Genomic DNA, 14,389 nt, shown 5'->3' with positions numbered 1-14,389 from the left:
TTGGAGGGAAGTGGTGTGCCAGATTCCGGGCTATTTTATAAAGAGTGGAAGCAAAATAAAGCTCTGCTAACCACGGTTTTTTTCGTACTTATGCTTAGCAATCCTTTTACCGTTTTAAATACGTACATCTCATATCAAGGCTGCGTTGATCATCAGAACGAGTGGGTCGGAAACTGCGTATTTTCGATTAACTATTTAAACGGTACATTTATCTCAGTGTTCTGGATTTGGGGTGTCGTTTTAGCGGTCAGCCAGCTAGGGATTGAACGAAGCAAGGGCTTTTTTGATTTTACATTAAGCCTTCCGTATACAAGAGGGCAGATATTTCATGCGAAGTTCCTTACTGGCGGAATGGTGATTGTGGTGCCGCAGCTCATCGGTTATGTTTTGTCTGTTTTGCTGATCATGCTTTTGAAGCCAGATCAGGCCGTTTATTTTCACAATTACAGCCTTGGGATGATCATTGTTAGCATGCTGGCTTATTCTTTGGTTATGGCCGGAGGAGCTTTGACAGGCAATAGTTTCGCACAGCTTCTAGTCTCATTTACCGTGGCCATTTCGCCATTTTTGCTCATCAGCCTGCCTGCAATCAACCTGGAGATCCTTTTTGGCGGATCAATAGATTTTATCCATGGTCCAGTACCTAAATGGGTGCAGTATTTCATTCCGATAATTTATGTAGACTCGAAATGGGCTGAGAATTCACCATATTATTTAGTCATTCCGGCTATCATGACTATCATTTTTTACATCATCGGCTATATTAGCTTTGTTAAAATGTCTAATGAAAGAAACGGATATTTCTTCTTATGGAAGCCGCTTAACCGCCCGGTGCAGATCATCGTTATTATCATAGGAATCATGGGCTTCGGCTATTTTGGATTTACTGCAAGCGAGAGCTTTGCCGGTTATCTCATTGGCATGGGTACAGGTGCGGTAATCGGTTTCTTGATTAGTTATTTTGCGATTTATAAAAAAATGAAACTTTTGTAAGGGAGAGAGAACATATGATTGATGTTCAGCATATCGACCATTCTTTCACGATCGGAAAAAAGGGCCGTGAGAATGAAGTTCCAGTATTGAAGGATGTTTCATTGAGCGTGGCGAAAGGGGAAATCGCCTGTATTGTCGGACGAAGCGGCTCAGGTAAATCAACGCTTTTGAATTTAATTTCCGGCTACATATCGCCGACAAAAGGGCGGATTGTTATTAATGGCACTGATGTTACGGGGTTTAATGAAAAGGAATGGGCGCAATTTCGGCTTGACCATTTCGGGTTTATTTTCCAGAGCTTTCAGCTCATCCCGGGTTTAACGACGTATGAGAATGTGGAAATGCCGCTGGCGTTAAAAGGGATCAAGCCCTCTGAGCGGAAGCAAAAGGTGCAGGACATGCTGAAACGCGTCGGTCTGGAAAACCACGCCGCTCATTATCCGAATGAACTGTCAGGCGGCCAGCAGCAGCGTGTCAGTATTGCTCGAGCATTGATTTTAAATCCTTCGATTATCTTAGCGGATGAGCCGACGGGAAGCCTTGATTCAGAAACGGAACATGAAGTGCTGGAATTGATCCAGCAGCTGAATCGTGAGCGTGGCATTACATTTGTGATCATTACTCACGATGATGAAGTCGCTTCTATCGGACATTCAAAATTTCAGCTTCATGATGGTGTGCTAAAAGGAGGAATTACCGTTGAGGTTTAAGGATCAGGTTCATTTTATCAGAAGAAATATGAAGAAAAACAGACTTCGCGTCTTTATGACGATTCTTGCAACAACGATGGCGTGTGCGTTTTTGGTTGTGCTGTCGTCCGTTGGATTTGGGATTCAAAAGACGATTACAGATATGACAATGAGCCAGCAGATTGTAACGAAAGTCAGCGTAATGGGCAAGGAAGGAGACAAGCCGATTAAAAAAGCTGATTTAGAGAAGTATGATCACGTAAGGTCAGTTGTAGAAAGAACGCAAGTGTATGAACCAAACAAAGCTACTTTAGGCAATCGTACAAATGAAAGCTCAAATCTCATTTTTACTAATATGAATGATGAATTAAAGGCCAATATGGAATTGGAAAAGGGAAGAGTCGCAAAGTCGGAAAATGAAATCGTAGTAGGATACGACTTCGCAAAGAGATTATTAACGAAAAAAGAATCGGAAGATTATAACAAAAAAATCGAGGAAGCAAAAGGAAATCCAGAAGATATAAAAGAACCAAAGGGCTATACGAAAGATATTCTAAATAAAACAATTGAACTAAGTGTATCGAAGACAGATTCTAAAACAGGGGATGTTACAAAAACAAAAACATATGACTTTAAAATTGTCGGTATTACAAAAAAACCATCTCAAGACTGGATGGAGGACTCAAACATTTTTATCAGTGATCAATTCAAAAAAGATTTTTCGGAATTCTTAGATTTCAAAGGCGGAAATGTTGAAACGAACATTGGTGTTTTTGCTGATAAGTTTGAGAATGTGGAACAGCTGACAAATGATCTAACAGATGACGGGTACTATGTCACATCAGTGACTACCGAACTTGAGGGAGCCAATACCTTCTTCATGGTCTTCAAAATCGGACTTATCTTTGTCGGATGTATCGCAGTTATCATTTCAGCGATCGGCATTTTTAACACGATGACGATGGCGGTGACAGAGAGAACGCAAGAGATCGGCATTATGAAAGCGATTGGGGCGAGCCCGTCAATCATTCGCCGAATGTTCTTGATGGAAAGCGCGTATATCGGGATTTTAGGCTGTGTGATTGGAATTATCATTTCCTACGGCGTGAGCTACCTTGTCAACCTGGCCGTTCCGATGATTCTTGCGGCGACAAGCGGTGGCGATGCGGGCGATTTGAATTACACATTCTCCTACATCCCGGCGAGCCTTGTGATCATTGCCGTTGTGATTTGCGGAGGGGTCGCAGTCATTTCCGGAATGAACCCGGCGAGAAAAGCAACAAAAACCAACGTGCTGACAGCGTTGAGAAGAGAACTATAATGTGAACGAGCCGGCTGAGACAGCCGGCTTTTTCTATAGCACATGCTGGCGTTTTGCTATACACTTGATAAAAAAGGAAAAAGTGCGGTGAATTGATTGTTTAAACTTTTGCTGATTGAAGATGATGAATCGCTGTTTCATGAAATCAAGGATCGTTTAACGGGATGGTCCTATGATGTATACGGCATTCAGGATTTCAGTCAGGTGCTGCAGGAATTTGCGGCGGTTAATCCTGATTGTGTCATTATTGATGTACAGCTGCCTAAATTTGACGGCTTTCATTGGTGCCGGCAGATCCGCTCCCGGTCAAATGTTCCGATTCTCTTTTTATCCTCCCGGGATCATCCTGCTGATATGGTGATGTCCATGCAGCTCGGGGCAGATGACTTTATCCAAAAGCCATTTCATTTTGATGTGCTGATTGCGAAAATCCAAGCGATGTTCCGGCGTGTGCACCATTATAATACGGAGCCGAGTACGATTAAAACGTGGTGCGGCGCTGCTGTAGACGCGGAGCAGAACCTCGTCAGCAATGACAAAGGATCTGTTGAACTGACCAAAAATGAGATGTTCATTCTTAAACAACTAATAGAGCAAAAAAACAAGATCGTCAGCCGGGAAGAGCTGATCAGAAGCTTGTGGAACGATGAGCGTTTTGTTAGTGATAATACGCTGACCGTCAATGTCAATCGCCTGCGAAAAAAACTGGACGCCCTGCAGCTTGGTGCATATATCGAGACAAAGGTGGGCCAGGGCTACATCGCGAAGGAAGAGGACAAGTTCTATGATTAAAGCATTCCTTATCGAAAGGCGGAGCTGGATTGCCGCGTTTTTGTTTCAGCAGGCTTTGATGCTGTTCATTGCTTTTGTCGATCCTTCCATATCATTTGGGAATGTACTTTATATGGTGTATTTGTGCATCTTGTTTTTTATCATATTCCTTTGGTTCCGCTATCGGAAAGAAACAGCGTTTTATAAAAGCTTGAAAACATGGGAGAACAATCTCGATGTGACAGCCATAAATGAACCGGAAACGCCGTTTGAAGCAATGGTTGAAAGAAGCATTGCCGGGCAAACAGAACACTTGAAGCAGACCGCAGCACGGCATCGCTTAGCATTGGAAAATGAAAAAGATGAGCTGATGGCATGGATCCATGAGGTCAAAACCCCATTAACAGCGATGCATTTAATCATTGATAGAATGGAAGAAAAAGCACTGAAATCCCAGCTGTCATATGAATGGCTGCGTATTCACCTGCTTCTTGATCAGCAGCTTCATCAAAAACGCATTTCATTTATTGAAAACGACCTGTCAGTAGAATTCATTCAGCTTCAGCCTTTGATCTTTAAAGAAATCAAAGATTTACAATCGTGGTGTATCCAAAAAGGGATCGGTTTTGACATACAGCTCGAGGCCAAAGAAGTGCTGAGCGATGCAAAATGGCTGGCGTTTATCATCAGGCAGCTGCTGACAAACGCGGTGAAATACAGCGAAGCCTCTGAAATCGAGATCAAAAGCTTTCAAAAAGGGGAACAGACGCAGCTCCAAGTGAAAGATTGTGGCAGGGGCATTGATCCAAAAGATGTACCGCGTATTTTTGATAAAGGGTTTACATCCACAACGGATCACCATGATCAAGCGTCAACTGGCATGGGGCTGTACTTGGCAAAAAAAGCAGCGGCGCCGTTATTGATCCATATTGATGTTGAGTCGGAGTTTGGTGCGGGAACAGTTTTTACATTAACCTTTCCAATACGGAATCAATTTGAACATGTCATAAGCGTGTGACGAAAATGTCACATGCTTTTCTTTTTTGTTCGCCGTATCGAAGGAAAAGCCCGGCATTCCTTTTTATAATGAGATTATCCAATATAAAGGAGACTGCGTAAATGGTGATTTTAGAAGCGAATAAAATTCGAAAAAGTTATGGAAACAAGCTGAATAAACAGGAAGTGCTGAAGGGCATCGATATTCACATTGAAAAGGGCGAATTCGTCAGTATTATGGGTGCTTCCGGGTCGGGAAAAACCACTTTGCTCAACGTTCTGTCCTCAATCGATCAGGTCAGTCACGGAACCATTCATATTAATGGAAATGACATGACGGCTATGAAGGAAAAGCAGCTGGCTGAATTTAGAAAACAGCATTTAGGTTTTATCTTTCAGGATTACAATTTGTTAGACACATTGACAGTGAAAGAGAATATCCTTCTGCCTTTATCGATCACGAAACTATCAAAAAAGGAAGCCAATCGCAAGTTTGAGGAAGTTGCCAAGGAACTGGGAATATATGAATTGCGGGATAAATACCCGAATGAAATTTCCGGCGGCCAGAAGCAGAGAACATCCGCTGGAAGAGCGTTTATTCATGACCCGAGCATTATTTTCGCTGATGAACCGACCGGCGCGCTCGATTCGAAATCGGCCTCCGATCTATTAAATAAGCTGAGCCAGCTCAATCAAAAACGCAACGCGACGATTATTATGGTTACCCATGATCCCGTCGCTGCCAGCTACTGCGGCAGAGTCATTTTTATTAAGGACGGGCAAATGTATACACAGCTGAATAAAGGGGGCCAGGACAGGCAAACGTTTTTCCAGGATATTATGAAAACGCAAGGCGTGTTAGGCGGGGTGCAGCATGAACATTAATCAGCTCATCCTGCGAAATTTGAAAAAGAATCTCCGGAATTACTATTTGTATGTGTTTGCGCTCATCTTTAGCGTGGCGCTTTATTTCGCCTTTGTCACGCTGCAGTATGATCCAGCAATTAACGAAGTGAAGGCTTCAATCAAGGGAGCCGCGGCTATTAAAACCGCTTCGATTTTGCTTGTGGCTGTAGTGGCGATCTTCATTTTATATGCCAATACGATTTTTATTAAGAGACGGAGTAAAGAAATCGGGCTGTTTCAATTAATTGGAATGACGAAGCATAAAATTTTTCGCATCTTAAGTGCAGAAAATGTCATGCTGTATTTCGGTTCATTAGCGATCGGGGTAGCGGCCGGGTTTTCGATATCGAAGCTTGTCTTGATGATTCTGTTCAAAATTGTCGATGTCAAAGCGGATGCGAAACTGCATTTTTCTGAGCAGGCCTTGGTCCAAACGGTCATTGTGTTCTGCGGCATTTACCTTTTGATCATGATCATGAATTATACGTTTATCAAAAAACAGAGTATTTTATCTTTGTTTAAAGTAACGTCCTCCACTGAAGACAAAGTGAAGAAAATATCATTTTTCCAAATGCTGATCGGCGCTTTAGGCATCGTGTTGATTTTGACAGGATACTATGTGTCTTCTGAGCTGTTTGGCGGAAAATTTAAGACCATTAATGAACTGTTTGTTGCGATGAGCTTCATTCTGGGGAGCGTCATTATCGGGACGTTTTTGTTTTATAAAGGATCAGTTACGTTTATCTCGAATATCATTCGAAAAAGCAAGGGCGGCTACTTAAATATTTCTGAGGTTCTGTCACTGTCATCGATCATGTTCAGAATGAAATCGAATGCGCTGCTGCTGACGATTATTACAACCGTTTCAGCGCTCGCCATCGGGCTGTTATCTCTTGCTTACATCTCGTATTACTCGTCGGAAAAGACCGCTGAACAAAATGTAGCGGCTGATTTTTCATTCATGAATGAGAAAGATGCCAAGTTATTTGAAAACAAATTGAGGGAAAGCAACATCTCGTTTGTAAAAAAGGCAACACCTGTCCTGCAAGCAAATGTTGACATTGCAAATATTATGGATGGAACTCCGAAAGAGATGCAGGGCGATCCCGGCAATATGCAGCTTGCTGTTGTTAGCGACAAAGATGTAAAAGGAGTCGATGTGGCGGCTGGAGAAGCCGTTTTCTCAGGATACACCGACTTGCTGCAAAAAATAATGGTTTTCAAGGACTCTGGTGTTATTAAAGTAAAAAGCAAGCACGAGACGCAGCCATTAAAATATAAAGGATTAAGAGAAGAGTTTCTTGTATCCTACACGTTTACAAGCGGGGGCATGCCCGCTGTCATTGTGGATGACAGTCTGTTTAAACAGCTGGACAAGGATAAAGACCCCCGCATTCAGCTGGCGCAATCTACATTTATCGGCGTCAATGTGAAACATGACGATCAAATGGAAAAAGCAAATGAGCTTTTTCAACAGGTGAACAAGAAAAACGAGCATTTATCAAGACTAGATACAAGCGCTGCGCAAAAATCACTGTTTGGTATGGTGATGTTCATCGTCGGCTTCTTAGGGTTAACGTTCCTGATTACATCAGGTTGTATCCTTTATTTTAAACAAATGGGTGAAAGTGAAGATGAAAAACCGAGCTATACAATTTTAAGAAAACTCGGCTTTACGCAGGGCGACCTGATAAAGGGGATACGCATCAAACAAATGTACAACTTCGGCATTCCGCTCGTTGTCGGCCTCTTCCACAGTTACTTTGCCGTCCAATCCGGCTGGTTCTTATTCGGATCAGAGGTATGGGCGCCTATGATTATGGTGATGGTGTTATATACTGCGCTCTACTCCATTTTTGGTTTTCTGTCAGTTCTTTATTATAAGAAGGTCATTAAATCGTCGTTGTGAAACAGAAAAAGCTCCAGACATTCTGGAGCTTTTTGTTTATCGTTTTGGCGCCCGATAACCGGCGGCTTCAGCTTCTTCAACTGAGCAAAACATTTCAGCCGGATCGGTTGTCCGGTCGTAGTATGTACTGCCTGGCGTGTGGTAGATGCCGTTTTTGCTTCCTTTGATATTACAGCCTTCTGCTTTGTCAGCTGTTTTGGTTTCATCACTTTTACTCGTATTGTTTGAAGAACTTCCAGTGTCTTCATGAGAACTGGCAGTTTGGCTTTCCGTCTCTTTTAATTGATTTTCAAGCTTTGTTTTATCTTGTCGGAGTGTTTCATTTTCAGCCTTTGCCGTTTTTGCATCTTCTTTGAGCTGCTTTTGATTTTCTTGAAGCTCTTTAATCTCAGCTTTTAATGATTTCTGAGTCTTTTTTAGATCGCTATTTTCGTTTTTAAGCTTTTCAAGCTTGTCTTGATCTTCTTTGTTGTCTTTTAATTTCTTTGCTTCGGAGCTGACAGATTTATATTCTTTCTCAAGTTCTTCGTGCTCTTTTGTGAGGTTTTTATATTCGGCGTTTAGCGCTGAATATTTTTTCTCGGCATTTGCTGCGGCAGTGTCAGGTTCTGCCAATGCTGCCCCGGTAAAGAGCAGCACAAGGCCTCCAATGAAAAGCGGCCAAAAAAGTCTCTTGGAGAAACGTTTTTCCTTTTTCAGTACATATCTGACAAGGTGATATAATCCATAGCCTAGTGCAATGAGACATGCCAGAAAACCTAAGAATGCTAATACCATTTCCATAATATGACCCCTTTTTCTATTTATTTTACATTTTTCAAACAATATTTGTTAGATTTTTTCACGCTCATCAGTTGAAAAATGTGAGAGAGACAGATAGAATGAATGTGCTATGATAACTGGATTCGTACGGAGCCGTTTTAGGTTTCGTTTTTTTCATGAGCTTTTTTAGGTAAGAAAGGGGGATGAGTATGCCGCGTGCTCTTAAAATTTTAGTCATTGGAATGTTTATCAATGTGACGGGTGCTTCTTTTTTATGGCCGCTGAATACGATTTATATCCATAATCATTTAGGAAAGTCGTTAACAGTAGCCGGACTTGTCCTGATGCTGAATTCCGGCGCCAGTGTGGCTGGCAATTTATGCGGAGGTTTTTTGTTTGATAAAATCGGCGGTTTTAAATCGATTATGCTTGGGATAGCCATTACGTTAGCAAGCCTGATGGGTCTTGTCTTTTTTCATGATTGGCCAGCCTATATTGTGCTGCTGACGATTGTGGGCTTTGGCTCCGGTGTTGTTTTTCCGGCCAGCTACGCAATGGCGGGATCGGTATGGCCTGAAGGGGGAAGGAAGGCATTTAATGCGATATATGTCGCGCAAAACGCGGGTGTGGCCGTCGGTTCAGCGCTTGGCGGTGTCGTGGCGTCTTTCTCGTTTTCATATGTATTTTTGGCGAATGCCGCGCTGTATCTGGTCTTTTTCTTTATTGTATATTTCGGATTTCGAAATATTCAGACGGGAGATGCCTCCCAAACGTCTGTGCTTGATTACGATGCTGTGAACAGCAAAGCAAAATTTGCCGCACTGATCATTTTAAGCGGAGGCTATGTACTCGGATGGCTGGCTTATTCTCAGTGGTCAACCACAATTGCTTCGTACACACAAAGCATTGGAATATCTCTTTCCTTATACAGCGTGCTGTGGACGGTTAACGGAATTCTCATTGTGCTCGGCCAGCCGCTCGTCAGTTTTGTGGTGAAAAAATGGGCCGAGTCGCTAAAAGCGCAAATGGTCATCGGCTTTATCATTTTTATTGTGTCTTTCAGCATGCTGCTGACTGCAAAGCAATTTCCGATGTTTCTCGCTGCGATGGTGATCCTGACTATTGGAGAAATGCTTGTTTGGCCTGCTGTGCCGACAATTGCCAATCAGCTTGCCCCTAAAGGGAAAGAAGGCTTTTATCAAGGCTTTGTCAACAGCGCGGCTACAGGCGGCAGAATGATTGGCCCTCTGTTCGGAGGAGTGCTTGTCGACCATTACGGCATTAAGGCTCTTGTTTTATCATTATTGGTATTGCTGCTGATCAGTATTGCCACAACGCTTCTATATGACAAACGGCTAAAATCAGCTAAAGAAACAAATAAGCAGGCATCAATCTCTTCATAATAAAAGATCCCGCCGGATGAGCGGGATCTTTCAGCGTGTCGACAAACCCTCGCATTCGTTGTCAGGCCTGCGCTTCGGTGCTCACGAATGAGAACATTCGCTCCGCTCCTATGCTCGTCCTTCCTAGACTTCAAGGGTTTTCAATCACGCTGAAAAGATGACAAAATCCTAAAATGAAATCCATTTTAGGATTTTGTCAACAATCTGAAAGATCCCGCCGGATGAGCGGGATCTTTTTACATAATCGGAAGCACTTTAACAGCATCCTTTACATTTGAATATGTTTTCAGCGACGAAAAATTGGCATCCAGTTTATTCATTTTCATGGCCAATTCAGGCTTAATGCCGGTAATGATTAACTCAGTTCCGGTCAATTTCAGCAAATGGCTCAGCTTGAAAATTTGGTCGGCCGTTTGTTCGTTCACTTGGGCCAATCCGGATAAATCAATGATCAAATAATCATCTTTGGATGTTGATAAGATATTCGTCAATGTGCAAACAATGGAATTAAATCGCTCCTCTGTCAGGTTTCCGACTAGCGGAAGAGCCGAAATGCCATTGCGAATCGGGACAATAGGAGTTGAAAGTGCAGTAATTTCCGTGAGGGAATCCTCGAGAAGCTTTTCATACTCTTTTTGCTTGGTGATGTCTTTCTGAATTCCGACAAAATACGTTTTATCCTCTATTTCCATTGGATCAATATTTAATTCATTCCAGAACATCGTTCCGTCTTTTTTGTAGTTTTGAATCTGAACGGTGACCGGTTCTTTATTTTGTAAAGCGGTTCTGATGTTGTCCACTTCTGCAGGATCTGTGTGTTTCCCCTGTAAGAAGCGGCAGTTCTTTCCTAAAATTTCCTCGGTTTCGTAGCCGGTCATTTGAACAAAGCCTTGATTGACGTAGACAATAGGATTATCTTCAAGTGCGGGATCTGTAATTACCACACCGACTCGCACGTGATCAAGCGCTTTTTTGATGACTTCCAGCTGTCCTGGTATCCCAAATGATTGAAAACTAGCCATATAAATCCCCCTTAGGCCGTCAGCTTGCTATGCGAAAGTCTGATATTCCCCTTTTTTAAAATGAATTCTACAGTAACCGTAGCACAACACATGTTCTGATTCAAGCAAGTGCAGTTTGTTGTTTGTCATTAGGGCTTGTCCTCGTATACACTAAAAATAAGAACAGAATTTGAACATATGAACGGAAAGGTTTTTTACATGCTAAATAGGTGACTAGGTCAATGTCACTGGGTGAAAAATGAATCCAATGCATCAAGCTTACCGATCATGTGTTCACATATAATGGAAGAAACAAGCTTTTTACAGATTTGCCGGTATGTAGATATCGAAAATCATCGGAATCGTTTAAGGGGGCTGGATGGCCTGAAGTCGCTTTACGAAATAAGGGCTTTAGGAAGGTGATGATGAAGATGCTGCATCAGGTACTCATTGCTTGTGTAATTGGAGGAATCATGGGGATTCTCGGTCATGTGAAAAAGAGAGGCAGGCTGGAGAAGCCCAGAATGACGAAGCGGTTTATCTACCTTGGATTTTTGGAAGATTGGTTTATCGGCATGACGGCTTCCATTTTACTTGTATTCTCCGCTGACCCCGATTCAGGAATTCAACTTGTCATCTTATCCATTATCTCAGGCTACGGCGGTGAAGCTGTTCTCAGAAGTTTTGACTTTGTGAGAGAACTGAACAGCGGCGGCGAACCGGCCGAGTCCAAACGTCAAACCAAAACTCCACCCGAATAATTGTCCTCAATCTCCGCCCGTTCAGGGTACATTCCCATTGTATACAAACCTGCTTGCACTTATGAACAGAATTCTATAAAATACAGTTAGATTACGGTTGCGATAAGAACAATGAAGAGGAGCAGTAAGAAACAGATATTGTTGCAGAGAGTTGACGGCTGGTGAAAGTCAATCAAGTTTGTTTCCGAACTCACCTCAGAGTTGCAGCGGTGAAAAGCCGCTGACGCATAACTGCGTTAAAAGTATCAAGTGAGTGCGGCGTATGCCGCGCTAACGAGGGTGGTACCGCGGGAAAACGAAAGTCTCTCGTCCCTTTTTGGGATGAGGGAGTTTTTTTTAGTTTGGGAATATTCTGAATAATCCTCTCCTTCCCGTCAATACTTGAACCATACACGCCGTATTCAATCAGAAGGAGGTTTTCACTTTGAGTTTTCAGCACAAAGAGATAGAAAAGAAATGGCAAACATATTGGCTTGAAAACAAAACATTTGCCACTCTTGATAATAATGAAAAACAAAAATTCTACGCGCTGGACATGTTTCCTTATCCGTCTGGAGCTGGGTTGCACGTCGGCCATCCTGAAGGATACACAGCTACGGATATTCTGTCCCGCATGAAGCGCATGCAGGGCTATGATGTCCTTCATCCAATGGGCTGGGACGCATTCGGCCTGCCAGCTGAACAATACGCGCTTGACACAGGGAACGACCCCGCTGTGTTTACGAAGCAGAATATTGATAACTTCCGCCGCCAAATTCAAGCGCTTGGCTTCTCATATGACTGGGATCGCGAAATCAATACGACTGACCCTGAATACTATAAATGGACGCAATGGATTTTCTTAAAGCTATACGAAAAAGGCCTTGCTTACGTTGACGAAGTGCCTGTAAACTGGTGCCCTGCGCTCGGTACTGTTCTTGCCAACGAAGAAGTCATTGACGGCAAGAGCGAACGCGGCGGCCATCCGGTAGAGAGACGCCCAATGAAGCAGTGGATGCTGAAAATCACCGCTTATGCGGACAGGCTCCTTGAGGACTTGGAAGAGCTTGATTGGCCGGAAAGCATTAAAGATATGCAGCGCAACTGGATCGGCCGTTCGGAAGGCGCTCACGTTCATTTTGCTATAGATGGACATGATGATTCCTTCACGGTGTTTACAACAAGACCAGATACGCTGTTTGGCGCTACATACACTGTTCTTGCCCCGGAACACGCATTGGTGGAAAACATCACAACGGCTGAGCAAAAAGAAGCTGTTGAAGCTTATATCAAAGAAATTCAATCAAAGAGTGACCTTGAACGCACAGATCTTGCGAAAACAAAGACAGGCGTATTCACAGGAGCGTATGCGATCAATCCTGTAAACGGAGAAAAACTGCCGATTTGGATTGCGGATTATGTTCTTGCATCATACGGAACAGGTGCTGTCATGGCAGTTCCAGGCCACGACGAGCGTGATTTTGAATTCGCCAAAACATTTGGCCTTCCGGTGAAGGAAGTCGTAAAAGGCGGGAACGTTGAGGAAGCAGCTTATACTGGCGACGGCGAGCACGTGAACTCTGATTTCCTGAACGGCCTTCACAAACAGGAAGCGATTGAGAAAGTGATCGCTTGGCTGGAAGAAACGAAAAACGGTGAGAAGAAAGTGACGTACCGTCTTCGTGACTGGCTCTTCAGCCGCCAGCGTTATTGGGGCGAGCCGATTCCGGTCATTCATTGGGAAGACGGAACGTCAACAGCTGTCCCTGAAGAGGAGCTGCCGCTGATTTTGCCGAAAACGGATGAAATCAAACCGAGCGGAACGGGCGAATCACCGCTTGCGAACATTAAAGAGTGGGTGGAAGTCACAGACCCTGAGACAGGGAAAAAAGGAAGAAGAGAAACGAATACAATGCCGCAATGGGCGGGAAGCTGCTGGTATTTCTTGCGCTATATTGATCCGCACAATCCGGATCAGCTGGCATCACCAGAAAAATTGGAAAAATGGCTTCCGGTCGATATGTATATCGGCGGTGCAGAGCATGCCGTGCTTCACCTTCTGTATGCCCGCTTCTGGCATAAGTTCCTTTATGATATCGGCGTAGTGCCGACGAAAGAACCGTTCCAAAAGCTGTACAACCAAGGAATGATTCTCGGTGAAAATAACGAAAAAATGAGTAAATCTAAAGGGAACGTTGTCAACCCTGACGAAATCGTGGCCTCTCACGGTGCTGATACGCTGAGATTGTACGAAATGTTCATGGGGCCTCTTGATGCTTCAATCGCCTGGTCTGAATCAGGATTAGACGGTGCGCGCCGTTTCCTTGACCGTGTATGGCGCCTATTTATTGAAGACAGCGGTGAGCTTAATGGAAAAATCGTTGAAGGCGCGGGTGAAACATTGGAGCGCGTCTATCATGAAACGGTCATGAAAGTCACAGACCATTATGAAGGCCTTCGTTTCAACACGGGTATTTCCCAGCTGATGGTCTTTATTAATGAAGCTTATAAAGCAACAGAACTGCCGAAAGAATATATGGAAGGCTTCGTGAAGCTTCTTTCTCCTGTCGCGCCACACTTAGCGGAAGAGCTATGGGAGAAGCTTGGCCATTCTGGCACAATTGCCTACGAAGCTTGGCCTGTATATGATGAAACAAAACTTGTGGATGATGAAGTTGAAATCGTTGTTCAGCTGAACGGAAAAGTAAAAGCGAAATTACAGGTTCCTGCCGATGCAACAAAAGAACAGCTGGAACAGCTTGCTCAAGCAGATGAAAAGGTCAAAGAGCAGCTTGAAGGCAAAACGATTCGGAAAATCATCGCGGTGCCTGGGAAGCTTGTCAATATTGTGGCAAACTAAGCCTAGAAAAAATCCCCTTTGCCAAAAGGGGATTTTTT

Annotated in this window: 12 protein-coding genes and 1 other annotated feature; of the genes, 10 read left to right on the top strand and 2 right to left on the bottom strand. The window is 43.4% G+C overall.

Annotated elements, in window-relative coordinates; genetic code table 11:
* Positions 1-15 precede the first annotated feature (15 nt).
* The 7 genes from ytrD to bceB all read left to right on the top strand — a co-directional run bounded on the left by ytrD (position 16) and on the right by bceB (position 7,585).
* Positions 16-993: an ABC transporter permease YtrD gene (ytrD, locus tag NSQ83_RS15975; RefSeq protein WP_029726913.1), complete on the top strand. Its 978-nt coding sequence runs from the start codon at positions 16-18 to the stop codon at positions 991-993.
* Between the two features lie 14 nt (positions 994-1,007).
* Positions 1,008-1,703, top strand: coding sequence for an ABC transporter ATP-binding protein YtrE (gene ytrE / locus NSQ83_RS15970; protein ID WP_003229129.1), 696 nt, complete (start codon positions 1,008-1,010; stop codon positions 1,701-1,703).
* On the top strand, positions 1,693-3,003 hold the full coding sequence (ytrF, locus tag NSQ83_RS15965; protein ID WP_198878556.1) for an ABC transporter permease YtrF: 1,311 nt from the start codon (positions 1,693-1,695) through the stop codon (positions 3,001-3,003). The genes ytrE and ytrF overlap by 11 nt, the downstream gene beginning before the upstream one ends.
* A gap of 96 nt (positions 3,004-3,099) precedes the next feature.
* Positions 3,100-3,795 carry a two-component response regulator BceR gene (gene bceR, locus NSQ83_RS15960; RefSeq protein WP_088326791.1) on the top strand — a complete coding sequence of 232 codons (696 nt, stop codon included), beginning with the start codon at positions 3,100-3,102 and terminating at the stop codon, positions 3,793-3,795.
* Positions 3,788-4,792, top strand: a complete 1,005-nt coding sequence (gene bceS / locus NSQ83_RS15955; RefSeq protein WP_004398652.1) for a two-component sensor histidine kinase BceS — start codon at positions 3,788-3,790, stop codon at positions 4,790-4,792. The genes bceR and bceS overlap by 8 nt, the downstream gene beginning before the upstream one ends.
* Positions 4,793-4,893: 101 nt before the next feature.
* Complete coding sequence (gene bceA / locus NSQ83_RS15950) at positions 4,894-5,655, top strand: bacitracin ABC transporter ATP-binding protein BceA (RefSeq protein WP_003229137.1); 762 nt, start codon at positions 4,894-4,896, stop codon at positions 5,653-5,655.
* Positions 5,645-7,585 carry a bacitracin ABC transporter permease BceB gene (gene bceB / locus NSQ83_RS15945; protein ID WP_003229139.1) on the top strand — a complete coding sequence of 647 codons (1,941 nt, stop codon included), beginning with the start codon at positions 5,645-5,647 and terminating at the stop codon, positions 7,583-7,585. The genes bceA and bceB overlap by 11 nt, the downstream gene beginning before the upstream one ends.
* Before the next feature lie 36 nt (positions 7,586-7,621).
* Here bceB and NSQ83_RS15940 read toward each other — a convergent pair whose 3' ends face one another.
* The gene (locus NSQ83_RS15940) at positions 7,622-8,368 is read right to left on the bottom strand and encodes an LMBR1 domain-containing protein (protein WP_014480618.1); all 747 of its coding nucleotides are present in this window, start codon (positions 8,366-8,368) and stop codon (positions 7,622-7,624) included.
* Between the two features lie 188 nt (positions 8,369-8,556).
* Between NSQ83_RS15940 and NSQ83_RS15935 the strand changes: the two genes are divergently transcribed.
* Positions 8,557-9,750 carry an MFS transporter gene (locus tag NSQ83_RS15935; protein WP_042977570.1) on the top strand — a complete coding sequence of 398 codons (1,194 nt, stop codon included), beginning with the start codon at positions 8,557-8,559 and terminating at the stop codon, positions 9,748-9,750.
* Positions 9,751-9,986: 236 nt separating this feature from the next.
* Here NSQ83_RS15935 and NSQ83_RS15930 read toward each other — a convergent pair whose 3' ends face one another.
* Positions 9,987-10,772, bottom strand: a complete 786-nt coding sequence (locus NSQ83_RS15930) for a blue-light photoreceptor (RefSeq protein ID WP_033884846.1) — start codon at positions 10,770-10,772, stop codon at positions 9,987-9,989.
* A gap of 404 nt (positions 10,773-11,176) precedes the next feature.
* Between NSQ83_RS15930 and NSQ83_RS15925 the strand changes: the two genes are divergently transcribed.
* Both NSQ83_RS15925 and leuS read left to right on the top strand, forming a co-directional pair.
* Complete coding sequence (locus NSQ83_RS15925; RefSeq protein WP_198878557.1) at positions 11,177-11,512, top strand: DUF4257 domain-containing protein; 336 nt, start codon at positions 11,177-11,179, stop codon at positions 11,510-11,512.
* 102 nt (positions 11,513-11,614) lie between these two features.
* Positions 11,615-11,829 (top strand) — a binding site (T-box leader).
* A 107-nt stretch (positions 11,830-11,936) separates the two neighbouring features.
* Entirely contained in the window at positions 11,937-14,351 is a 2,415-nt protein-coding gene (gene leuS, locus NSQ83_RS15920) for a leucine--tRNA ligase (protein ID WP_003246072.1), read from the top strand.
* Positions 14,352-14,389: the final 38 nt, after the last annotated feature.

Origin of the sequence: Bacillus sp. PS217 (assembly GCF_037963535.1) — a bacterium.
GTDB lineage: Bacteria > Bacillota > Bacilli > Bacillales > Bacillaceae > Bacillus > Bacillus subtilis.
Note: the sequence above shows the minus strand (reverse complement) of the source record. Positions and strands in the feature narration are given on the sequence as shown.

Bases quoted from the DNA above. Each gene is read 5' to 3' on its own strand.
- ytrE (WP_003229129.1), top strand. From the start codon at position 1,008: ATGATTGATGTTCAGCATATCGACCATTCTTTCACGATCGGAAAAAAG.
- bceS (WP_004398652.1), top strand. From the start codon at position 3,788: ATGATTAAAGCATTCCTTATCGAAAGGCGGAGCTGGATTGCCGCGTTT.
- bceA (WP_003229137.1), top strand. From the start codon at position 4,894: ATGGTGATTTTAGAAGCGAATAAAATTCGAAAAAGTTATGGAAACAAG.
- bceB (WP_003229139.1), top strand. From the start codon at position 5,645: ATGAACATTAATCAGCTCATCCTGCGAAATTTGAAAAAGAATCTCCGG.
- NSQ83_RS15940 (WP_014480618.1), bottom strand. From the start codon at position 8,368: ATGGAAATGGTATTAGCATTCTTAGGTTTTCTGGCATGTCTCATTGCA.
- NSQ83_RS15935 (WP_042977570.1), top strand. From the start codon at position 8,557: ATGCCGCGTGCTCTTAAAATTTTAGTCATTGGAATGTTTATCAATGTG.
- NSQ83_RS15930 (WP_033884846.1), bottom strand. From the start codon at position 10,772: ATGGCTAGTTTTCAATCATTTGGGATACCAGGACAGCTGGAAGTCATC.
- NSQ83_RS15925 (WP_198878557.1), top strand. From the start codon at position 11,177: ATGAAGATGCTGCATCAGGTACTCATTGCTTGTGTAATTGGAGGAATC.